The organism is Arcobacter iocasae, assembly GCF_042214795.1.
GTDB classification, from domain to species: domain Bacteria; phylum Campylobacterota; class Campylobacteria; order Campylobacterales; family Arcobacteraceae; genus Arcobacter; species Arcobacter iocasae.
Genome location: NZ_CP090177.1, coordinates 583,701 through 607,053 on the forward strand (window position 1 = coordinate 583,701; position 23,353 = coordinate 607,053).

Annotated in this window: 26 protein-coding genes; all 26 read right to left on the minus strand. The window is 28.1% G+C overall.

Features of this window, described 5'->3' with window-relative positions; translation table 11 throughout:
• Positions 1-4 precede the first annotated feature (4 nt).
• Positions 5-754 carry a flagellar biosynthetic protein FliR gene (locus tag LXN10_RS03060; RefSeq protein ID WP_129101738.1) on the minus strand — a complete coding sequence of 250 codons (750 nt, stop codon included), beginning with the start codon at positions 752-754 and terminating at the stop codon, positions 5-7.
• Positions 754-3,264, minus strand: coding sequence for a hypothetical protein (locus tag LXN10_RS03065; protein ID WP_375724475.1), 2,511 nt, complete (start codon positions 3,262-3,264; stop codon positions 754-756). The genes LXN10_RS03060 and LXN10_RS03065 overlap by 1 nt, the downstream gene beginning before the upstream one ends.
• A 22-nt stretch (positions 3,265-3,286) precedes the next feature.
• The gene (gene flgC, locus LXN10_RS03070) at positions 3,287-3,745 is read right to left on the minus strand and encodes a flagellar basal body rod protein FlgC (protein WP_375724476.1); all 459 of its coding nucleotides are present in this window, start codon (positions 3,743-3,745) and stop codon (positions 3,287-3,289) included.
• 15 nt (positions 3,746-3,760) lie between these two features.
• Positions 3,761-4,063, minus strand: coding sequence for a flagellar hook-basal body complex protein FliE (fliE, locus tag LXN10_RS03075; RefSeq protein WP_375724477.1), 303 nt, complete (start codon positions 4,061-4,063; stop codon positions 3,761-3,763).
• A gap of 11 nt (positions 4,064-4,074) precedes the next feature.
• Positions 4,075-4,401: a hypothetical protein gene (locus LXN10_RS03080; protein WP_375724478.1), complete on the minus strand. Its 327-nt coding sequence runs from the start codon at positions 4,399-4,401 to the stop codon at positions 4,075-4,077.
• A 14-nt stretch (positions 4,402-4,415) separates the two neighbouring features.
• On the minus strand, positions 4,416-5,240 hold the full coding sequence (locus tag LXN10_RS03085) for an AAA family ATPase (RefSeq protein WP_375724479.1): 825 nt from the start codon (positions 5,238-5,240) through the stop codon (positions 4,416-4,418).
• Between the two features lie 8 nt (positions 5,241-5,248).
• Positions 5,249-6,409, minus strand: coding sequence for a flagellar biosynthesis protein FlhF (flhF, locus tag LXN10_RS03090; RefSeq protein WP_375724480.1), 1,161 nt, complete (start codon positions 6,407-6,409; stop codon positions 5,249-5,251).
• On the minus strand, positions 6,406-6,807 hold the full coding sequence (locus tag LXN10_RS03095) for a hypothetical protein (protein ID WP_375724481.1): 402 nt from the start codon (positions 6,805-6,807) through the stop codon (positions 6,406-6,408). The genes flhF and LXN10_RS03095 overlap by 4 nt, the downstream gene beginning before the upstream one ends.
• Positions 6,791-7,168: a hypothetical protein gene (locus tag LXN10_RS03100; RefSeq protein WP_375724482.1), complete on the minus strand. Its 378-nt coding sequence runs from the start codon at positions 7,166-7,168 to the stop codon at positions 6,791-6,793. The genes LXN10_RS03095 and LXN10_RS03100 overlap by 17 nt, the downstream gene beginning before the upstream one ends.
• 13 nt (positions 7,169-7,181) lie before the next feature.
• The gene (locus LXN10_RS03105; protein ID WP_375724483.1) at positions 7,182-7,478 is read right to left on the minus strand and encodes a rod-binding protein; all 297 of its coding nucleotides are present in this window, start codon (positions 7,476-7,478) and stop codon (positions 7,182-7,184) included.
• On the minus strand, positions 7,475-8,245 hold the full coding sequence (locus LXN10_RS03110) for an OmpA/MotB family protein (protein ID WP_375724484.1): 771 nt from the start codon (positions 8,243-8,245) through the stop codon (positions 7,475-7,477). The genes LXN10_RS03105 and LXN10_RS03110 overlap by 4 nt, the downstream gene beginning before the upstream one ends.
• Before the next feature lie 12 nt (positions 8,246-8,257).
• Positions 8,258-9,013, minus strand: coding sequence for a motility protein A (locus LXN10_RS03115; RefSeq protein WP_375724485.1), 756 nt, complete (start codon positions 9,011-9,013; stop codon positions 8,258-8,260).
• 3 nt (positions 9,014-9,016) lie between these two features.
• The gene (locus LXN10_RS03120; RefSeq protein WP_375724486.1) at positions 9,017-9,898 is read right to left on the minus strand and encodes a FliM/FliN family flagellar motor switch protein; all 882 of its coding nucleotides are present in this window, start codon (positions 9,896-9,898) and stop codon (positions 9,017-9,019) included.
• Positions 9,899-9,911: 13 nt separating this feature from the next.
• Positions 9,912-10,229, minus strand: a complete 318-nt coding sequence (locus LXN10_RS03125; RefSeq protein ID WP_375724487.1) for a flagellin — start codon at positions 10,227-10,229, stop codon at positions 9,912-9,914.
• A 63-nt stretch (positions 10,230-10,292) separates the two neighbouring features.
• On the minus strand, positions 10,293-12,179 hold the full coding sequence (locus LXN10_RS03130; RefSeq protein ID WP_375724488.1) for a tetratricopeptide repeat protein: 1,887 nt from the start codon (positions 12,177-12,179) through the stop codon (positions 10,293-10,295).
• 144 nt (positions 12,180-12,323) lie between these two features.
• Complete coding sequence (locus LXN10_RS03135) at positions 12,324-12,653, minus strand: hypothetical protein (RefSeq protein ID WP_375724489.1); 330 nt, start codon at positions 12,651-12,653, stop codon at positions 12,324-12,326.
• A gap of 48 nt (positions 12,654-12,701) precedes the next feature.
• Positions 12,702-15,038, minus strand: coding sequence for a flagellar hook-basal body complex protein (locus LXN10_RS03140; RefSeq protein WP_375724490.1), 2,337 nt, complete (start codon positions 15,036-15,038; stop codon positions 12,702-12,704).
• Positions 15,039-15,115: 77 nt separating this feature from the next.
• On the minus strand, positions 15,116-16,576 hold the full coding sequence (locus LXN10_RS03145) for a flagellar hook-basal body complex protein (RefSeq protein WP_375724491.1): 1,461 nt from the start codon (positions 16,574-16,576) through the stop codon (positions 15,116-15,118).
• A gap of 11 nt (positions 16,577-16,587) precedes the next feature.
• Positions 16,588-17,178, minus strand: a complete 591-nt coding sequence (locus LXN10_RS03150) for a flagellar hook assembly protein FlgD (protein ID WP_375724492.1) — start codon at positions 17,176-17,178, stop codon at positions 16,588-16,590.
• A gap of 9 nt (positions 17,179-17,187) precedes the next feature.
• On the minus strand, positions 17,188-17,475 hold the full coding sequence (locus LXN10_RS03155) for a FliM/FliN family flagellar motor switch protein (RefSeq protein WP_013136293.1): 288 nt from the start codon (positions 17,473-17,475) through the stop codon (positions 17,188-17,190).
• Positions 17,476-17,611: 136 nt separating this feature from the next.
• Complete coding sequence (locus LXN10_RS03160; RefSeq protein WP_375724493.1) at positions 17,612-18,283, minus strand: FliH/SctL family protein; 672 nt, start codon at positions 18,281-18,283, stop codon at positions 17,612-17,614.
• Between the two features lie 3 nt (positions 18,284-18,286).
• Positions 18,287-19,291 (minus strand): flagellar motor switch protein FliG, encoded by a 1,005-nt coding sequence (gene fliG / locus LXN10_RS03165; RefSeq protein WP_375724494.1) that lies wholly within the window; start codon positions 19,289-19,291, stop codon positions 18,287-18,289.
• Positions 19,292-21,034 carry a flagellar basal-body MS-ring/collar protein FliF gene (gene fliF / locus LXN10_RS03170; RefSeq protein WP_375724495.1) on the minus strand — a complete coding sequence of 581 codons (1,743 nt, stop codon included), beginning with the start codon at positions 21,032-21,034 and terminating at the stop codon, positions 19,292-19,294.
• A 16-nt stretch (positions 21,035-21,050) separates the two neighbouring features.
• Positions 21,051-21,458, minus strand: a complete 408-nt coding sequence (flgB, locus tag LXN10_RS03175; protein ID WP_375724496.1) for a flagellar basal body rod protein FlgB — start codon at positions 21,456-21,458, stop codon at positions 21,051-21,053.
• Positions 21,459-21,460: 2 nt separating this feature from the next.
• Positions 21,461-22,186, minus strand: a complete 726-nt coding sequence (locus tag LXN10_RS03180) for a flagellar hook-basal body protein (protein ID WP_375724497.1) — start codon at positions 22,184-22,186, stop codon at positions 21,461-21,463.
• A 3-nt stretch (positions 22,187-22,189) separates the two neighbouring features.
• On the minus strand, positions 22,190-23,347 hold the full coding sequence (locus LXN10_RS03185) for a hypothetical protein (protein ID WP_375724498.1): 1,158 nt from the start codon (positions 23,345-23,347) through the stop codon (positions 22,190-22,192).
• Positions 23,348-23,353 lie beyond the last annotated feature (6 nt).

Consider the following 23,353-nt stretch of genomic DNA (forward strand, 5'->3'; position numbering starts at 1 on the left):
CTCCCTATTGAAATTTTGTAATAAAATAATTGGTAAAAGCTTCAGTGAACACTTCCATTCCCATCATAATAAATATCATAATTAAAGCAAATTTTAACTGAAAAGTAATAACAAATGGTGAAAATGCTGGCATAGATTTTGTTCCATAGGCATAATAAATATCAATTACAAAGCCAATAAAAAATAATGGGAAAGCAAAAGCAAAAGTAAAAGCAAACATTCTATTAATTTCATCAATAAGCAATTTTATACCATCATATGAATAAATATCAAATGCACCTAAATGAACTATTGTAAAACTTTTTGCCAAAATGGAAAAAGTCATTTCATACATTCCTGATTCAAAAAAAACTGCCAGACTAATATAGAACATTAGCCTTGCTAGAATACCTTCATTTGTACCAGAAGCTGGATCAAAAAAACTAGCCATTGAAAGTGCTGTTGCATAACCAACAAACTCACCAATCATTTTTACTGCATTAAATATAATATTTACAAGCATAGATGCAATTAAGCCTAAAGTTGCTTCTGAAAGTATAGCAATTAAAAATCCACTTGAAGTAACTTGAGATTCAATTTCAAGCATAGGAAATAAAAAAAGTGTTACATAAAAAGATAAAGCTGCTCTCATTCTAACATTTACAACTTTATGTCCAAATATTGGCATAAATGCCATGAAAGCTAAAATTCTAGCAAAAAGTAATAAAAAATTTATTACCGTACTTTCATTAAGTAAAGATAATAATGCTTCCATTACATGTATTTACTATCTTTTACTTCAGTCTCTTCTATTTTGTTATTTACACTTATAGTTTCACTTGAAAATTCTTTATTTTGATTCATATTTGGGTTTTCAGAAGGAGTATTATCACCTTCATAACTACCAAAATCTAAATCAAAAGATGTAGCTCCTCCTGCAAAACTCTTAAATAAACTATCTTTTAGCATAGATTGATTTTCAACTAAGTTTTCTTTGGTTGAATTATTACTTGACTTCATACTAATTGATAAAGAATTATTTTTTGCATCACCTCTAATAAGAATAGCAATATTTCCTAAAGCAGAAGGATTTAAGTTTACCCTAAATGCAGTTACTGGAGGATTATAGTTTTCATACATCACTCTAGCTAAATCTGACATCATAGTAGACATATGTTGTCTTGCCCCTATAATTCTATTTTGTATTGTTTGTGCAGCAGCAGAACTAACAGTTAAGTTAACTAACTTTGAATCTAAAAACTTCTCATCTAATTTTTTATTCTGAATTAAAAAACTTCCTTTTTCATCTTTAAATTTCTCTTCGCTAGAGTCTTTAGACTCTTTTGAATTACTTGATCCATTTTTAATAAATGATAATCTTTCAAATGTTGATGAGAGTTTAGTTTCACTTTGAGACTCTACACTTTTTTCAATTTTTACTTCAACTTTTTCTAAACCTAGATTCAATACTTTTGCACTTTGTTCAACTTCTTTTGTAGTTGTTGCATTTTTTGCAATTTCTACACCTTCATGCTTTGTTTCAAGTTTTTTTACATCTACGGATTTTTTCTGAGTACTCATATAAATATTAGTTAATAAATCATTTTTTGACTTAGATAACTCAACTGAATTACTTACATTAGGTTTTATTAATTGTTGTGTTGATGTACTCTCTTTTTTAGAGCCATTTTCTTTTAAAAGTTTATCAATTAAAGACTCATTCTTTGTATTTTTATCTTCAGATGATGTTATTTTTTCATTACTTAAAGTAGTTTTTTCATTTTTTGTTTCTATATTTAATTTAGATAAATCATTTGCAGCTTTTTGATTTTTGATTTCTGGACTTAAAGTTTTTGAACTATCATTTTCTAAAGTTGTTTTAGAGTTTTCATTAATATTATTTACTATTTGTTTTTCAATCTTTTCATTTGATAATGGCTTATTTAGATTCAAGTCTTTTTGATTTTTAATATCTGCATTCTCATTAGAAGTTTTTTGATTTGTAACTTCTTTTTCAACTTTTTTATTTGATATATCATTTAATTCATTTTGAATATTTTTTGTAACATTATCTAGTTTATTTTCACTCTTAGAATCTGTTTTGACATTAATCTCACCATTTTTTATATCACCAAGAGTTAAATTCTTTTTTACATCATTTTTTGAACTATCAAGTTTTTCTTTATTTTGAGTAAGAGAGTCTTTTTTTACTTCTATTGTATTTTCACTTGTTTCTTGAACTAAGTTATTAATTAAAGAAGTTGTTTTTGCATCTGCTTTTGTTTCGTTTTTAGCTTCAGTTTTTGAAGTATTAGTTTTTTCTGATTTGTCTGTATTTGTATCTTTTTTTACTTCTTTTACATTTGATTTTGTCTCTTGAATTAAACTATCGCTTAAAGAAGTCACTTTTGTTTCTATTTTAGATTCAGTTTTTGAAGTATCAATTTTTTCTGATTTGTCTGTATTTGTATCTTTTTTTACTTCTTTTACATTTGATTTTGTCTCTTGTATTAATCTTTCCATCAAAGAAGTTGTTTTTCCATCAGTTTTTGTTGTATCTACTTTTGTTTCTGTTTTTGATTCTATTTTTGAAGTATCAGTTTTTTCTGATTTGTCTGTATTTGTATCTTTTTTTACTTCTTTTACATTTGATTTTGTCTCTTGTATTAATCTATCCATCAAAGAAGTTGTTTTTCCATCAGTTTTTGTTGTATCTACTTTTGTTTCTGTTTTTGATTCTATTTTTGAAGTATCAGTTTTTTCTGATTTGTCTGTATTTGTATCTTTTTTTACTTCTTTTACATTTGATTTTGTCTCTTGTATTAATCTATCCATCAAAGAAGTTGTTTTTCCATCAGTTTTTGTTGTATCTACTTTTGTTTCTGTTTTTGATTCTATTTTTGAAGTATCAGTTTTTTCTGATTTGTCTGTATTTGTATCTTTTTTTACTTCTTTTACATTTGATTTTGTCTCTTGTATTAATCTATCCATCAAAGAAGTTGTTTTTCCATCAGTTTTTGTTGTATCTACTTTTGTTTCTGTTTTTGATTCTATTTTTGAAGTATCAGTTTTTTCTGATTTGTCTGTATTTGTATCTTTTTTTACTTCTTTTACATTTGATTTTGTCTCATTTTCAACATTTTCAATATCAGTTTTTGCTTTTGTTAAAAATTTGTCAAATAGAGATTCACCTTCTTTTTTTTGAGAATTATTCTGTGTAATTTTAGAATTATTTGTTATTTCTGTTGATTTTGGAGTAGTAAAAAGTTCTAATTCATTGCTCATACTTTATCCTTATAAGGAGTTATTATCTTAATAGTTCTAATGTTTTCGTATCAATTGTTTTAGTAGTTGTAAATGCCGAAACATTGGCTTCATAAGATCTCATAGCCTCTATTAAATCAACCATTTCTATAACAGGATTAATATTTGGATAGGCAACATAACCATCTGCATTTGCATCAGGATGATCTGGTTCAAACTTCATAACAGGTTTATCTTTTGATTCAACTATTTGTTTTATTCCTACTCCACTTAAGTTTTTACTTGGAAGAGTAGATTGTTTATCCTGACTATCATTGGCTTTTAATTTTTCGTTTTCACTTAATAGCATCTCTTGAAAAACGACATTTTGTTTTTTATAAGGACCACCATCTGTTGAATGTGTAGTCTTAGCATTTGCAATATTTGCACTAACAACATTTATTCTCGTTCTTTGTGCACTCATTCCAGAGCTTGCTATATTATATCCATCAAAAAAGCCCATAATAACTCCCTAATCCTAAACTTGCATTGACATTACTTGCTTAAATCCTGCCATTGCTTTATTTTTAACCTCTAGAGCAAGTTTCAAAGTCAATTCTGCTTCTTCTATTTTAGAAACAGCTTCTTGTAGATTTTCTACTTTTCCAGTTGCAATATTTTCCATTGCTTTGTATCCATCAACTTGAGTATCATTTACTTCATTAACTGCATTTTTTAGCATTGAGGCAAATGATTCACCTTGATTTTCAGTGTCATTTGTTTTTTGAACATTGTTTTTATTAAAAACATTGGAAATGCCATTAATTCCTGAAATATCCATTTAATTCTCCTCTAGTTTGTTGTACTAGTATTTTTACTATTTGAGTCAGTTGTTGTTAACTCACTTAATAGTTCATCAATTTTTTGTGTATGATATTTAAAATCTAACTCAGCTTTTTTATTATCAAGATTAAATAATAGTATCAGTAAAGATAACATCACATTTGACAAAGTCTTTAAAAAAACTGTTGCAAAAACAACACCTAACACAATTTCCATAGGTGTAAATAGATTTACATTGAATAAAAAAAATAAAGATATACCAAAAAAACCAGTTGCTACATAAAATCGTAAAATTCCACTTGCAATAACTGTTTTTGAAAATCTTTCTATAATCACTTTTTATCCAAACTCTATTTATTTAATTTTTTTAGCAATGAGCTAACAATAAACTCCAATTCTCTTGTAACTAGTTGATCTTCAAACTCGTTTACAAATAATTTTCTCAATCTTCCAGTTGTTGAAATATTTTTAGAACTGCTTACATTACCCATATATTCTATCATAAAATTAGGATTTAATCTATTTTTGAGTGCTAGGTTCTGCAATGAATTAGTTATAGATTCCCCTATTTTGAAGTTTTTTGTATGATTAAAAGACAACATAAGCGAACTTTTATCTTTGGAGAGCATTTTCATCAATGCATATACATCTGTTAATGCACTAGGATCTGTTGTAGTTAAAGCTAAAATATTTCCTGAAATTGATAAAAATTCTTTAACATATTCATTTAATCCAGCTCCTGTATCAATTAATACTATATCAAAAATTTCTATATCAATTACATCTTGTACAATTCTTGCTAGTACTAAACTATTTGAGTGCTTAGAATATTGATAGCCACTTTTACCAGCAATTAAAGTAATATTAGGGTATTTTGTTTTAATAAATACTTCTTCTAAATTAGCTTTACCATCAATATAATCAAACAATGTTAAAGCAGGTTTTACATCAAAAAGCACTTGCATATTTGCCAAGCCAATATCTGCATCTATTACTGCAACTTTAAGTCCTCTTTTTGCTAATAAAGAAGCAATATTCGCAGTAAATGTTGATTTTCCAACACCTCCCTTTCCAGAGGTTATTGTTAATAATTTAGTATTCGAAGGATTAATTTTTTGTTTTCTTTTTGTAAGATTAATTAATTTATTGGCTTGTGTCGAAATAGTATTAATCAACTTTTTTCCTACTTAACACATGTGTGCTTCATAAAGCAATCAATTAAAAATGATGAATTAGAAACCACTAAATCATCAGGAACATTCTGTCCAATTGACATATAAGTGATAGATTTTTTAGTTTTGTGTGCGAAAGAGATTAAGTTTCCAAAACTTTTAGTTTCATCAAGTTTTGTAAAAGTTAAATAATCAATATTAAGTCTTGAATAATTTGTATAAATATCCATTAAATCGCTTTGTTTAACATTTGCAGGAAGGACCAAAACTTTCTCAATTGGAAGTTCATCTACTTTTTTTTGAAACTCATTTATTAACTCTATTTTATCTATATCATATTGACTTGAACCAGCAGTATCTATAAAAATATAATTACAATCTTTTAATCTTAATAATGACTCTACCAAATCTTCTGGCTTTTTAACAATTTCTAAAGGTAATCGCATAATATTTGTATAAGCTTGTAATTGTTCAATTGCACCAACTCTAAATGAATCTAATGTTACAACACCTACTTTATAGTTTTCCCCTAATTTATAGGCATAACGAGCTGCTAATTTTGCTATTGTAGTTGTTTTGCCAACTCCAGTTGGTCCTACCATCATCATAATTTTTCTTTGATGCTTACGAAGTGGAACCTCATTTTTTATAGGAATGATTCGTCTAAGTATCAATTTAAAAAAATCATTTATTTTATGGGGGTTAGATTTCATTCCTACAGGCAATTGTCTAATTGTTTTTTTCATTATAGTATATGTCATCTCTTGGTCAAACTCATTTGATTCAAAAAGATTATAAATATCCACAAATTCAGGTGGTATAGTTAAATCATAAAGTTGTGATTTGGGATCCCAAATTGATTTTTGAACTTGTTCAATTGCATCTTGCATTTTAAGAATTTCTTCTTTAAAGTCATACACTTTTGCAGAAAAATCTTTATCTTTTAATTTGCCATTACTTGTTACAATTTTTTTAGTAAAAGATGATGGCTTTTTATTCTTATTTGTATCATAGTCTTCTTCTAAGGCTACAACCACTTCGTACATGCTCTTTTTACTGTCTGGATCTGAGATTTTTTTTGTAGAAATTACTATTGCATCTTCTCCACACTCTTCTTGGGCTTTTCTTAAAGCCTTTGTTGGTGTTTCACCTAAAAATGATAGCATATTCATTTATCTCTTCCATCTTTATATATTTTTTCTACTTTCCCATTCTCTTTTCTTATTTTAATGTATTCATCATTTTCATACATTATTTTACCTGGTGTTTCAATTTGTATTGAGCCAAAATTAAATATAACTCTATTTGAATCCTCTTTTTTTAAATCACTGTGACAAATAATTTTGTCTTTTTGTAAATACTTACTTGTAAAATATTTTCTTTCTTTTAACTCTTTCAAACTAATAGGTTTGCAATCATCAGGTAGTTTTTCTATTTTCAAAATAGCAACATTAGATGGAGTTAATGCACTTCTAAAAGGAATATCGATTTTTGCAATAATAACTTCATATGAAAAAAGTTTTAGTGTAAAAAGAAAAAATAGACAAACTAAACTAAACTTTAATTTCAACTATATTCCCTCCACTTTGACTTGTTAATTCTTCAACAATATCTTTATACATTTGTTGAATTGGAAGAACAATTGAAGCTAATTTTGCATTTAATAGATGTAATTCTTGTAACTCTTTTTCTAAAGTATCTACATCATCTCTATAAGCATTAATATCAACACCTTCTTGCATTTTATTAACTAACTCATCGTTTAAGCTTTTTCTTAATTCAATTATTCTATTCATATATTCTTGTTTATCATCATTTCTATCTAAAAGTTTTTCATGATGTGCAGCTTTTATATCTTCAATATCACTATTTATTAAATCTTTCATCTTTACAACTAAAGAACTCATTTCTTCTGTAATATTTTTAATCATGTTATTGCCTAATTTAACTATTATTTTTTTTGCTCAAAAAATCATACAACATATCACTAATGCCCATTCCTCCAGCAACATCATTTGAAATTGCATCAGTATACATTCCTTTTATGATATCAGACCCTGCTCCTTCACCAGCTATTGGTGAAGATTTTAAAGAGACATCCATAATTTCTTTTAAGAAAAATGATTCGAAATTATCACATACCTCTTTTAACTTTTTATCATTTAAGTTATTAGTATTTACATTGTCAAATTTTTTTTGGTTTAATGTTGATACATCAACATTATTTGTTATATCCATCATTGTTCCAACCTATCAAAGAAATTTTCTTTTTCTAATATATTTTTTTGTTCCGTTGCAGAAACAAATCTTATTTCAACTCTTCTATTTTCTACTGCATTTTCACTTTTTGGTCTATATGAACTATATGCAGAAACTTTCAATTGAGCAGGATCTATACGATTTTTAATCAATTCTTTTACAACAGAAATAGCTCTTAATGCAGAAAGATCCCAACCATCTCTTGGGATAGTATCACTTTTAAAATTACTTCTATCAGTATATCCTATAATTTCTATATCAAATGTTTGAGGCATAGTTCTAATTACTCTCGCAATTTTAGAAATAAAATTCTTGGCTGACCTATTTGATAAGTCATATTCTCCTTCATTAAACATAATTGAAGAAGGGATATCTAAAGTAAATTCATTATTGCCTTCAGTAATTTGTACTTGCTCACTTTGAGTTGAAACTTGTTCATTAATCTCTTGAGCAATTTGGCTCATCTCATCTGCCGCAGCTGCTGTATCTTGAGCATTACTATCTGCATCATTTGATGCATCTTTTGATGTATTAGTTGATTCATCCCTTTTTACTGTATCTTGTGTTTGATCTAAAAAGCCCATAGCTTTTCTCATTATATCAAAATACTCTTCTACTTTCTTTTTATCCATTACTGCCATAGACAATAAAAGAATAAAAAAAGTTAGTAATAAGGACATCAAGTCACCAAATTGTACTAACCAACCTGGCAAACATTTTGGACATTCAGGACATTTTTTATCAGCCATTGTTATACTTTATCATTGAGGAGATTCAACTAATATTGCATTTAATTTCATTTTAATATTACCAATTGATTCTTCTGCTGATATCATTGAAGTTCCAGTAATTATTACCTCACATGCAGTTACTTCTGTTTTGTGTTTTTGATCTAATTTAGATTCAATTAACCCAGCTATTAATGTACCTATTAATGCCCCATATAATGTTGTAATCAATGCGACAGCCATTGCAGGACCAACTGCTGCTGGATCAGAAAGATTTGCAAGCATAGCCACAAGTCCAATAAGTGTTCCAATCATCCCCATAGAACCAGCTGTTCCACCAATACTAGAAAAAACACCTATTAAAGAAGTATGTCTCTTATCCATATGCTCTAACTTTAACTCTAACAAAGGTACTAATACATCAGGTTTTGTACCATCTACTAGTAATTGAAATGCCTCTTTAAAAAAAGCATTTGATTCAGTTAAAACTTTTTGTTCTATTTGCATAACACCGTGTTTTTTTACTTCAGTTGCATAAAAAATAATTTTTTCAATCAACTCAGGAAGTGGTTCAACTTTTGATTCATTCATAGCAATCTTAAATCCCGCACCAACTCTTTTTAACTCACTTGGTTGAAATTGCCCAGCAGTTACGGCAATAGTTCCTCCAAATACAATAGCAACTGATGGAATATCAATATATGGACCAAATCCAACTCCACCAAGCATAATTGCAAGAGCGATTAGTGCCCAACCAGCCCCAAATCCTCCGACTGTACTCTTATCCATATTTTATCCTAATCCTAATTGACTTAATCGTGATGAATCATTTCCAATATTCTTAATTTTTAAACCAAATTTTCCTTCAACAATAACAGCCTCACCTTCTCCTATTTTAATTCCATTTACTAAAATATCTAAAGGCTCATTAACCATTTGTTCTAATTCAATAATTTCACCAATATCCCATTTTAAAATATCTTTTAATAAAAATAATTTTGTTCCAAGTCTAACACTTAGTTTTAACTTTATATCAAAAAGAAGTTTTAGATTTTTTGATGATTCATTAGATAATAAAGAATCAATGCCATTAGTAGTAGGTAAAGATGAAGAACCTTGAGAAGAGTTTTCATTATTTGAAATAACATCTGCTTCTTCACCTGTTATTTCTGAAAGAAAAGGAAGTATTACATCATCAAAAGAGATAATTACTTCAGATGTTTTATTATCTAAATTTAGTTTAAATGAGTAAGTATTATCATCATTCTTTTTCCCATTACATTCAATAATCTTTGAACCGAGAATTTCATGCTTAAGTCCTGAGATATCAGGGAAACCTTGTGCATTTGCTGATGTTGAGATACTTCCACATATATTTGAAACTATTTCATTTATTGCATCTGTAATTTCATCATCGATATGCTCTTTTAAATCTCCTGTTCCACCAAGCATTAAATATTCAAATCTTGCTGCACTAGAAGTTGGAATAAAAAAATTCCAAGTTGATGAAATATTTTTAAATTCAAATTTAACATCAATTTCAACACATTGAGAAGAATCAACTTTAGAAAAGTCAGCTTTTTCAACATTTTCACATTTGGTCGGTTGAGAGAGCAACTGCTCTAAAGTATTAGATAGCTCGTCTTTTAAAATATTTGATAAATCTGATGCCAAAGCCAAACCTTAATTAATTATTTTTATTTAAATTATCTACTAACTCATGTAAATGAGCTTTTACTTTCATCATATCTTCTGTTGGATATTTAAATTCAGCATTACCCCTTGTAACTTTTACAAAGAAGTCTTTTGTATCTTTATTGTAGCCAAACTTTACATTATCCAAAACAACTTCATTTAGCTTTTCACTTTGCTCGTTTGTTTTTGCATTTTTATATTTTTCATCAGGAACAATTTTGTCTTTTTCATCAACTTCTTGAACTTTCTGAATCTTAATATCATGGTTAGCTTTTGCAGCGTCGATTTCAGGTAATCTACCAATTTCCATAGCTTCTCCTTTATCAATTCAATTTAAAATATTATATCTAAAAAAATTTAAATTAATAAAAAATTAGAGACTTTCTAAAAATTTATCAAAACCTTCAATCTTAAAATCTATCATATCATCCAAATAAGGCTTTAAAAAAAATTGTTTTGCACTACTTATTTTTAATTCTTGAATCAACTGAACACCTGTTAAAAAATCTGCATCACTATCATTTAATAATCCCTTTATTAGGGAAATTTGAACAGATGCATCGTTATATCTATTATCATCTAAATAACAAGCAACTACTAAATACATAGTATATTTATCTTCAAGTTTATATTCACTTTGTAATGTTTCTATAAGACTTAAAGCTTTTTTAGGATAACCATCATGTAATAGTTTTAATGCTTTAGTTCTTAAATATGTTGGCGTAATATTACTTTCCATACTAAAATCTGCTTTATTAAACAAACCCAAAGCCTTTAATAAATCTATATAATATTGCGTGATTAATATTGAACCATCAAGAAAATTATTGTTAATTTTTAATGGAACTGTATCTTGTAATCTGGAAAAATAAGTAAAATCATTTTCATTTTTTCGTTTTATAACTTCTTTTAATAAAAAAGTAAGTGGTTCTTTAAAATTATCTTTTATTAAAGGTTCATCTAAAGTGGCTGTACCATCAATAAATTTAGGTAAAAAATCTAATGCTTTATAAAAAATAGTTTTAGTATAGTGTTTAGGTTCTGTTGCTGTTCCAATTTTATCATTTATTATTAAATTATATATTTTTTGTCCAAAATATTGATACATACCTTTTTTTAGTTTAATGTTAGTATCCAAATAATCTTTATCACTAATTGTAGTATTAGAACGAATTGCAGTAATTAATGTCATTGCTGAATATAACTTATTTCCAGGATTAAGTTTTGTTGCTTGTTCAAAATATTTTAAAGCATTATAAAAATCATCTATTTGAGCATAAGATAAAGCTAAGTTATAATAAATATATGACTTGGTATCTTTATTTAGCATTTTTTTTAGTTCAGCAACTTTTTGTATTGGATCTTTTTTTATAAGTTTTAAAAATGAAGCATTATAAGAAATCATATCATCCAGATTATCTAAACTACTTTTATCTTTAAATATAAAACCTTTTGTAGAATCATACATAATCTCTTCATTATCTGAGAAAATATATGGAGCAAAATAATAAATATAATCAATTTTTCTATTTAAATCAAATTTTGTAATAAATTTAAAATACTCATCTGGTGTATATTTATTTTTGTTAAAAAACATTTTAAGTTCTAAATCTTTATTAGCTTCAAATGAAGATTTTCTTTCAGCTATTAAATCTAAATTATCATTTAGCTTTTCAAGATTATTTGATTTTAAATTACTAAAAACCATAAACCACAATATTTTATCTTTTGTAGTTAAATTAACATTATTAGAATAAGCTTTTGTTAATAATAAATCAGCTTTTTCATAATCTTTTAATTTAATTAATAATAAACCTTTTTTAAAATCAGAAGCATAATCCATTGTTTCCAAAAGAGAAAGTGCCATTTTATAATCTTTCAAGATTATAAAAGTATCAGCTATTAATCTCTTTGAATGTTCTGATAAATCTTTTTTTGTTTTAGCTAATTGGATGATTTTTTTTAAGAACTTTTCATTATCTGAAATTAAATATAAATAATAACAAGCAGACATATATGAATAAGTATCTTCAGTAATAGCTGCATCATACGCATAAATTCTTTCTAAATATACTTTGGCATTATGCATAGAGTTTAATTTATAATATGCAATACCTATATTTAAATATGAGGGTATTTTTAAAAACTTAGAAGTATCTTTTAAAATATCTATAGCTTTTAAATATTCACCTTTTTCTAAAAGAAGAACCGCATTATTAAATTCTACTTGTTGAGATAGCATTTTTTGATTATTTTTCAAATCTTTGTATTTAAACAAAACATCAGGTTGTGATTCTAACTTTGAAATATCTTCATCTGCAAATAAGTTAAATTGGAAAATAATAATTAGGAAAAAAAGTAAAACTTTTTTTCTATGAATAACTAGTTTAATAACAAGCTCCTATTAAATCATAGTATTGACTTGAGCATAGAGCTCTTCTGACCTCTTCTTAAGTTTATCAACTTGATGTTTTAAGTCATTGTTTTCAAGTTTTGAAGCTCTTAAATCATTTCGTGCAACAGAGAGATTATTTTCTGTATTTTTTAAAGCATCATCTTGCGCAATAACTTGTTTATTGTATCTTTCCATTAGTTGGGTATATTTATTTTTCTCTTCTTCTAATACATTCTTTTCTTCATTAATTTTTACATATAATGATTTATATACATTTGTTGTAGAAAAATAGTATAAAAGCATTACTAATAAAAACAAAATCAATAAAAAATTTTCCAAATTTAACCTCTTTAAAAAATAGATAGAGAAATCTATCTATTTTATTTATTATCGTTTTAACTGAATCAGTGTTGTTAGCAGTGCATCTGCAGTTGTAATTGATTTAGCATTTGCCTCAAATGCTCTTTGAAATACCATTAAGTTTACTAAACTTTCACTTAAATTTGCGGTACTTAACTCTAGGTTTTTACCTAAAATAGTAGCTGTTCTATCATTATTTATATTAAATGTTGGTTCACCACTTTGAGTAGTTTTTGCCAAAAGGTTATCTCCCATTGGATCTAATCCTCTTTCATTATTAAACAATGCAATAGAAACTTGTCCAATAGCAAACTCTGCTCCATCTTGTTTCATTATAATTAAACCTGCATCATTAACTGAAAACTCACCAAAACCGGAATCTGATATGCCAAGGGTATCAAGCCTCAATTGTAAAGAATCTTGAGAAGAAGTTTGATCAAGGGTAGTTTTGATCTCTAAAAACTCTGCACCTGTACCTTTACGACCAGAAGCATCAGCATTTTTGTCAATACCACCTGCAAGTTTATTTATAGTTAAATTAGCTGGATAAACTGCACCACCTGAAGTTTGTTCAATAATTAAATTCCCATTAACAACAATTGCATTATATGGAGTGGAAACTGTTCTTCCACTAGCATTAGTCGCTGTATTCTTAGAAAATAAATCATTTAGTTTACCAGCAAGAGTATCTAAATCTCTAGGTGAATTTATACTTCCTCCTGTGGCACTTATGCCACTTATAACTGTACCATCACCTAAAGTTATAGCTGGAACAGTTATAGAAAAACTAGTTTGCCCATTTGCCAAAATAGCATCATTTCCTTTAAAGGTATAATTTGTTCCACTAGCTGCTGTTGTATAGCTTGCTGCCTTAGCAAATAATTCAGTACTAAATTCTACATCATACTCTTTTGCCTCAATAACAAGAGAACCATTGATATTTTTAGCTGTAAAGTATTTATTAAAATTAGCAACTGAAACTGATGTTCCTGAAGTAAGATTTGCAATAACAGTATCTATATTTGTTGTTGGATCAACACTAATTGCAGAACCAAAATTAATAGTTTTTTCTAAATCTTTATCATATACACTAAAATCAAAAGTGTATGAATCTGAACCATTAAGATTTAATTCTTCCATTGTAAAAACATCTCGTTGATTACCAGTAATAGCTTTAGCCAAAGCATCTCTAGCACTTTGTAAACCACCAAGACCCGTACCTACTTGTACATTTGTTGCACTTGTTGTTTCATTAAAAGATCCATAAACATAAGCACCAGAATACTCTCCAACTTCAGTAATCTTAAACTCTTTTCCAGGAACCATTGATTCTATTTGAATCATTCCGTGTAAAACATCTAAGTCTTTTGTAGACTTTGTAAAAGTATCAAAAGATTCAAAAGAATCTATTGCACTACCAGTTTCTGTAGTTCCTGTAATATCTTCATCTGTAACCGTATAAGCTACATATCCTGTTTTATCAGAAATTTGATCAGCTAGTGCTTTATATGTTGCTATTTGACTTGCTTCAACATCTGTTAACATTCTACTTCCATCATCAGACATTCTTGCAGTTTTAGGTACATATGTTTGAGATATTTTATCACCATTAATATATACATATATCAAATCTTGTTCTTTAGTTAAATCAGTACCAAGAAAATTGATTTGAGTTTTTTGAGCAATAGCACTTTGAGAAGGACCATCAGGATTATCTTGATATTCAGATAATGCATCTGAATAGTTTTTAATTAACTCTTTTACATCATCTATTTTTGATCCCTTACTCTTAAGTCCATAGCCAGAATAAACAGTAGATACATCATCTTTTGCAGTTTGAGTATAGTCTGTAGCTTTTGCGGTATATGTTTCAACTGATTTATTAAGACTTACTATTTTTGATGTTAAAAGTTCTGTATACGCACTTGTGAAAACATCAATATTAGGGTTAGTTGACAATCTATCTTGAGAAGTAATAGCACTCATTGCCCAACCTTGAACTTCATTCCCTGCTGCATCTTGCAAAGTTCCATTATCACCCATTCTAAAGTTACCAGCTCTTGTATAAAAAGTTTCACTAGTACCAGTTGAGCTTTTATTACTTACAGTAAAAAAACCACTTCCCGATAATGCCATATCAAAATTAACTCCTGTAGATTTAAATCCACCTTGAGTATAAAGTTTTTCAGCATCTAGAATTTTAGCACCTTTTCCTATTTTGTCTTGATACATTTGGTCAGCAAAAGAGATTCTTGATGATTTGTAACCTATTGTATTAACATTCGCAATATTATGTGACTCATTGTCTAAAGCTTTTTGTTGTGCTGATAGACCTGAAATTCCTGTCCATAGTGCTCCAATCATGGCTTATCCTTTTAGATAAATTATAAACATTTTATGTTTATTAATTAATACTTCTTAAGTACTAATTAATAGACATCTTATGTAGTTTTAAGTTGTATTGCTGTCTTTAAAAAATCATCAGATGTTGTCATAGATTTTGAATTAGCTTCAAAAGCTCTTTGTGCAACAATAAGTTTCGTAAGTGCTGTTGATGTACTTATATTACTTACTTCAACACTATTTGCAGCTATATTATTTAATATATCTGCATTCTTTGGCTCACCAGAATCTTTTGTTTTTGTATATAAATTATCACCTTCTGCATTTAAACTTTGTTCATCAGGAAAATATACAGTTGATACTCTACCAACAACATAAGTATTACTTCCTTGTGTTAATAACAAAACTCCATCATCTGCAACACTAAATTTTGTATCATTATATGATGCTAAACCTATATTTGTTAATTTTAAGTTTATAGGTTCAAGGGTAAGTGTTGCTTGATTTGGTGCTGGAATACCATTTTGAATATCAAGAAACTTTGCATTTGCTAATTGTACAGCTTGATTTAAAGCATCTCTTGAAGACTCAACCATTGCTAAACCTGAACCTTTAATTGCATCAACGGTATCAACAGTTGCTTCAGTTGCGTTTATAGTTGGTGAAGTAATCTTTGTATTTCTTCCTGCTACTAAATTATTAATTGTTAAAGTACTTGTAGCAGGATCAAAAGAAGCGGAATATCCCTCTTCATCTGAAATCTGGTCAGCTAGTTTTTTCATAGTTGTTAAGGCATCAATATCAAAATTTTGTTTAATTTCAACATTCCCTAGATTCAATTTTAAAACATCATTTGAATTATTTAATTTTGTTTCATAATCTTTGTAATTAATCTTTGATTCTTGAAAAGTAGAAGAAACTGAAACTTCATTTGGATTAGACTCTAATAATTTTAACTTATCTGTATAATCTTTTTTTAATAACTCAATATCTGAAATAACAGAATTTGCTGTTTTATAATTATTTCCTGAAACACCTACATCTGTTGCACTATCTCGGTAATCAGTTGATTTAGCATTAATTGATAAAGTTCTATCTTCTTGTGTAATTATTGCTGATGCTAATGGCATAGTATAATTATCACCAAAAGCAGTTGTACCATCAGAAGTTGTTGTAGATATAACTTTTGTTTGAAGTCCCATTACCTCTAAACCTTGATTATTTACAAGTATCCCATCTTTAGATTCTAAAAAGTTTCCAGCTCTAGTATAAAATGTTTTATTAGTCTCTGGATCAGTTACAACAAAAAAACCTTTACCTTGTATTGCAAAGTCGTATGGATTATTTGTATCCTTTACTCCGCCTTGTCTAAATGTTTTATTTATTGTTCCTTCTCCAACACCTTTACCTTCTCCATTTTGATACATTAAATCAGAAAAAGAAATTCTACTTTCTTTATGAGCAATAGTATTTACATTAGCAATATTATTTGATGTTACATCAACATAATTAGATGCTGCACTAATACCTGATAATGCATTGTATAAACTACCATTCATAATTCTTTTCCTTAGCTATTTGTTGTTGTATCAGATGAACCAGTATTATTTTCAACTGTAGTTGTATCATCACCAGTTGTTGTATCTGGTGGGTTCGTACTTCCACCTGATCCTGAAGTAGGAGTATAATTAATTCTACTTATGCTACTATATGGGATTTTAGTAGTTTCATTAGCATAAGTTAATTCACCTTTTTCATTTGTTATAATTTCAAGACCTTCTACATAAATTTCACCATTTATTGTTTCTGCTGAACCAATTTGATAAGCTCTTCTAAGTCCATCATCTCCTAATTCATCAGTTTCAACTATTTTACCTATAACATTAGTTGCTGTTGATAAATTCATTTGAGCAAAAGATTGTTGTAATGCTTTCATTGAAGTTGACATATCTAAGTTTGTCTCAATTGTTGACATTTGCATTTGTGAATCAAGCATACTTTGTGAATCCATAGGCTTAGTTGGATCTTGTTGTTTCATTTGTTCTAACATTAAATTTAAAAAATCTTCATTTGTAAGCTTATCATTACTAATAGCTTGTGTATACTGCTGACCATTTACACCAGTAGCAGTACTTACTTGTACATTATCTGTAGTTGCCATAATTTTCTCCTATAACATATTTTCATCAAAGAAATATCTTACAACATTATCTGAATCCATAGCATCTTGAACTCTAACTGCTAATTTTTCATCAATAACGATAATATCTCCCGTACCAATAATTCTACTGTTAACATAAATATCACCTCCAGCTCCTGCTGCTTTGTCAAGTGATAATATGTCACCTTCACCTAAATCCAGAAAGTCTTTAATAGTAATATTTGCACTACCAAGCATTACATCTACAGTAATTTGAGTATCAACTAAAAGATCGTATGCTCTGTCATTAATTTCCATAAATTTAAGTCTCTTTGTTTAATTTTATAATGAATTATATCACAATGAATTAGATTTAATTTTATAAAAAGTAATAAAAATAGTTATTTTTAGATAGTTTTAGCTATATTAAGCTAATATTTATTTTTGTAGAATTTTACATTATAGAATCAAGTGATTCTAGCATTGAGTTTACTTTTGCTTCTATATTCCCATCAAAATTTCCTAGGTCACTGGCAATTACAACACCTCCAGCAGTTACATTTCCATCTTGAACTAAAGAGATATGAGTACCTTCAAGATTTAAGTCATTTTTCAAAAGTTCAAAGTCTCTAGGATTTAGATGAATCTTTACTTTTGAAGCAGTTTTAATTTTGTCTAATATATTATGAATAGTCTCTTTTGCAATTTTTGCTGAGTTTTCACCTATTTCTACTGAGATAATTTTTTGTGCTATTGAAATAGATGTTCTTAGAATCTTAGTTTCTAATTGAAATGTTGCTTGTTCAAAAAAAGCTGCATAATGTTTCAAATCTTTGATTGCTTGAACAACTTGATGATCTATATCTTTGCCACCTGCTAATCCAATATGCTCCAAGCCATCAACTTTTTGTTGAACAGCAGCAATTGTTCCTGCAAGTGCTTTAATTTCAGCTAATATTTGATCACCATTAATACTTACTTGCTTCTCATCTAATTTTGCAATCTTTTGCATTTGATCATTTTGAGTAATTTCACCAGTATTTAAAAAAGTTCCTAATTGAAAATTTTCAATTCCATCTTTTGATTTAATTACTTTTGCATTAGAGTATACATTGTTTTTTTCCATTTGTTATTCTACTTCCCTCTCAATTACACCCTCTTCAATAAGTTTTTGGGCTGCATCAAGCATTTTTCGTTGAGCTGATTCAATATCTTTAATTTTAACTTTTGTAAGCATTTCAAACTCTTCTTGAAATCTATCACTAGCTCTTTGTGACATTGCACTTCGTACAACGGCAAGATCATCTTCTGTTGCATTTTTCATAGCAACTGCAACATCTGCCATTTCTACATTTTGAAGTATTTTCATTATATCATCTTTATCTAAAGCAAGTAAGTCTTCAAATACAAACATGTTCTCTTTAATTTTTGTAGCTAGTGCTGTATCTACACCATTGATATTTTTAAGTATGTCTTGAGATTTTGGTCCCATTCTATTTAACATATCAGCAACAACTTTTACACCACCTACATCTACAATAGAAGATAAAAGTGATTCTAGCTTTTTTTCTAAAACTATTGAAATAGTTCTTACAACATCTGGTGATACATCTTTTATTGTAGCCATTTGCATTGTTACTTTTACTTTTACATCTTCATCCAATTGATTTAAAACATCAGCAGCACCATTTGCATTCATATGAGCTAAAATAACTGCAATTGTTTGAGGAGATTCTTCTTTAATAAAATCTGCTAATTGTTTTGGGTTAATAGCATCAAGATAATTAAATGATTGTGAAGCTAATTGCATTTTAGATAATTTAGCTAAAATTTCATCCGCATCACTTTTACCTAAAGATTTATATAAAAGATCTTTTGCATAATCATATCCACCAGAACTAATAAATCCTTTTGTTCTAGTATATAAATGAAACTCTTCTAAAATAGCTAATGAAGTATCTTTATCAATTGAGCCTAATTGTGTAATAGCCGTAGAAATATTTTCTACAATATGTCTAGGTAAATGTTGGAAAATTTTAACAGTTGCTTCTTCTCCAATTAATACAAAAAAGGTAGCCACTTTTTGTAGCATTGGCATACCCTTAGTCAGTTCATGATCTAGTGGGTTTTGCATCTATTTTCCTTTCTTATTATTATATTTTTTGCCACTATCTTCTGCTAATAGCAACTCTATCATTTTTGCCATTTCAGCTGGTTCATTATTGATTATTCTATCAATTTCTTCTATTAATACTTCATATTTAGCAGCTGATTCTTCATCTAATCCTTCAAGATTATTTAAAATCTGACTTCTTACTTTAGATTTTAACCTACCTTTTGCACTATCTAAATTAAATTCATCTTCTAATTTAGTGTCATCAGTTACGCCAGGAATATTAATATCTTTACCTTTTCCACTACCAGCTTTTCCAGTTCCTGCACTTCCAAGGCCATCACTTAAAATTACGACATCATTTTTTACAATAAATTTTCTATAAAAAATAAATAATAAAATCATTGCTATTAAGTATTGGAAGTATTCACTAAATTCAGCCAAAATAGCTTTTACCATACCAATTGTATCACCAGAATCTTCAACTATTGGATTACCATTTGCATCAAGATTTGATTTATTATCATAAGTAACAAACTTGAAATCTTTTACAGTGATTTTATCACCTCTTTTTTCATCATAACCTATTGTATCTTGAACTACTTCTACAATATTATTAATAAACTCATCTTTATTTTGAACATTAGTTAAAGCAGTAGAATCAAAAGTTACAGCTGCTGTAATTTTATTTATGGTCGAATAGTTTTTATCTTCATGGTCTATGACTCTTTTAGAAATTTCATAATTTATTATATTTTTAGAACTCTCATTTTTTGATGAAGTAGTTCCATTATTCCCCTCAGGTTGTGGTGCTTGAATATTACTTTGTACGCCAGGTACAGCTGCTGTATCTTTTACGACGCCATCAGAAGAAGAAGTATTTTCAGTAGTTTGTTGACTCCTAATAGTTCCTTCTGGCTCATAAATCTCTTCTTGAGTATGTTTTTTAGAAAAATTCAGACTTAGTGAAACTCTAGCTACTACTCTTCCTTTCCCAACAAAAGGTTCTAATAAATCTACAATTTTACCTTCAAACTCTTTTTCTAGTCTTTTTTTATACTTATTTTGAGTTACTGAACTTAAATTGTCTGCTTCTTCTTTTGATTGTTCTAGAATTGAACCATCTTGATCTATAAGTTTAATATTTTCAATTGTTAAATTAGGAATTGCAGAAGCAATAAAGTTTTTGATTCCATCGATTTGTTTTTGAGTTAAAAATACACCTGGTTTTAAACTCAAAACTGCAGATGCTGTAGGAGGTGTTTTTCTTTCTGTAAAAATTGTTTCTTTTGGAATAGCTAGTTTTACTGAAGCTCTTAATATTCCAGATAGTGATTCCAATGCTCTTGAAAGTTCACCCTCTAAAGCTCTTAAGTACTTAACCTTATTTTCAAAGTTGGTTGTACCTAAAGAAGATTTCTCAAAAATTTCCCAACCAACATGCTTATTTGTTGCAGCATCACTTGTTACTAATTTTATCTTTGCAATATTTATAAAATCTTTTGATGTTTTTAAAGTAAGAGAATTACCACTTCCAACAACTGAAAATAAAATTCCAGATGCCTCTAATTCACTTGAAGCTAACATAACTTGGTTTTTTGTAAGGTTAGTAGCAATTGTGTAATTTAACTTACTATCTTCAGCTTTCACATTCGAATAAATTAATAATCCAAGTAGAAGAACCAATAAAAGAGAAAAACCTCCTATTATTACAGCTCTTTGAGCAGAATTTAAATTATTTACAAACTTTAAAAGTTGATCCATATATTATTTATCCTAATTAGTTTTTGGCAGAAGCGTCTATAACTGATGTGAAAAAAGTAACATCTTTTCTTATTGAACCTTGTATTGCTTGAAACATTGTATTATTTTTTGCCATTTCACTCATTTGAGTATCTAAGTTTACATTATTCCCATCATTTTGTTCTTGTAAATTCTCAACTTCATAGACTTCCATTTTTGAATTCTTATCATTATTTTCTTTTGATTTAATATGATTTTGATTAGTTGTAACTAATTGTAAATCTTTTTGCTTATTTTTTTCTTGTAATTGTGATTCAAAACTTAAGTCTTTTGTCTTATAATCAGGAGTATTTATATTAGCAATATTACTAGATATAACCTTTTGTCTCTCTGCCCTATAACTTAATGTATTAAATAAAAGTTCGCTTACATTACTTGGTTTCATAATTAACCATTACCTAATTTTTGGATTATTGTTTTATTCATACTATCAATACCGGTTATGCCTTTTTGTGATTGCTCATAACTTCTTTGAGCTTCAATTAATTGAACCATAGCCATAACACTATTAACATTTGATTGTTCTAGAGAACCTTGAAGTACAAAATTTTCATTGTCTTCCATTGCCTGAACTTGTACTGCTGCTTGTTGTTCATCTTTTAATTTGTAATTATTATCTCCAAATTTTTCTAAATTGTTGTAATCAATATTAAATACTCCAATCGCTTGTTTGTAACCTTCTTCAATAGCTATTGGCTCTCCATCTGCACTTAAAACATTATTCCCTTTTGAATCAACTAAAAAACCATCAAGGTTTTTAAATGAACCATCTTTTGTATATTCAACATTACCATTTTGGTCTAAAACTGCAAAAAAAGTTTGAGGCTCTTTTAAAGCAAAATCTAAATCATTTCCTGTTTGAACTATTGGACCTTGTGAACTATCAATAAATTTTTGATCGATTTTAGGAACTTTATTTGTCAATTCATTTATATACTCAGACTTTTTACCTTCAAGGTTTGCTTTTAATAAATAATTGTTAAAAGTACCTTCAGCTAAGTTTTCTTGCTTAAATCCTATAGTTCTACTATTTGCCAAATTATTAGACACAGTATCAACTCTATTTATTTGATTTACCATTGCTGCTGCTAGTGGATACATACCTTGATTCATAATTTAATCCTTACTTTTTCCAAATTCTGCAATTAATGATTCTAAATCATCACTATTTACCAAATCATTAGAAGTATCTCCTGGTAAATGAGTAGCACCAGGGATATTAACACTATTTGTTTCATCATCAAATATAGAGTTTAGTTGACGAGAAAGATTTATCACTAAGCCCATTACTCTTTCTATTTTTTGTCTATTTATATCATGAAACTGCATTAATTCCATTGTTTCAAAAAGTTCTTTATCTCTATTATGAAGTCTAGATTGAATCTCTTTTGGTTTATCAAGAAGCTCTTTTACTGATTCTAAATTTTCTGAGAATTCTTTTACATTTGGAAATTTTTGATTTAACATCTCCAACATCTTATGTTGAGATTGAATAAAACCATCTAAAGATTTAGTTGTTTTTCTAAGCTCTTCATTATCTTCTAAAATATAACTTAAGGCATCAAATATTTTAGTTGCTTTTTCTTCTGAGTCATTAGCAACTTCTCCCAATTGATTAGGTATATTTATTTGTTCAACATTAACAACATTATTTCCTCTTTTTTTATTAGGAGGAGTACTTGTTACTTCTGGTTCTTCTTGAGGCTCTTCCTGAGGTTCTTCTTTTACTTCAACTTTATCAAGTTCATCAATCGATTCTGCATCAAGATTAAGGTCTAAATCTTTTAAATAATCATCATCAGATGATTCACTTTCGCTATCTTTATCATTCTCTAATCCAGCAATTAAATCATCAATTTCACTTGTATCAACAGTTTCATTACTTTCAGACTTATTGACAGTTTCAGTACTTTTTTCATCATCTGAAACAATACCATTAATTATTGAGTCTATTTCATCACTAGAAACTGAAGTTTCTTCTTCTGGTTCATCTTCTAGAGAGTTTAATAAAGCATCAATATCATTATCTGACATTTTTTCTGTACTGTCTGTTTCTGGTTCTTCAGAACTTTTAGATGTAGTATCTGAAGAATCTTCATCTTCTACTTTTTTATTTGACAAATTTGTTTCTGCAATTAAATTTGCAATATCATCCTCAGACATGTTATCAGAATCATTTTCATCTGATGATGCATCATCACTTGTAGAATTTTCATTTTCAGAGATATCTAATCCATTCATTAAGGCTTCGATTTCTTCTTGACTCATACTCATAGTTAT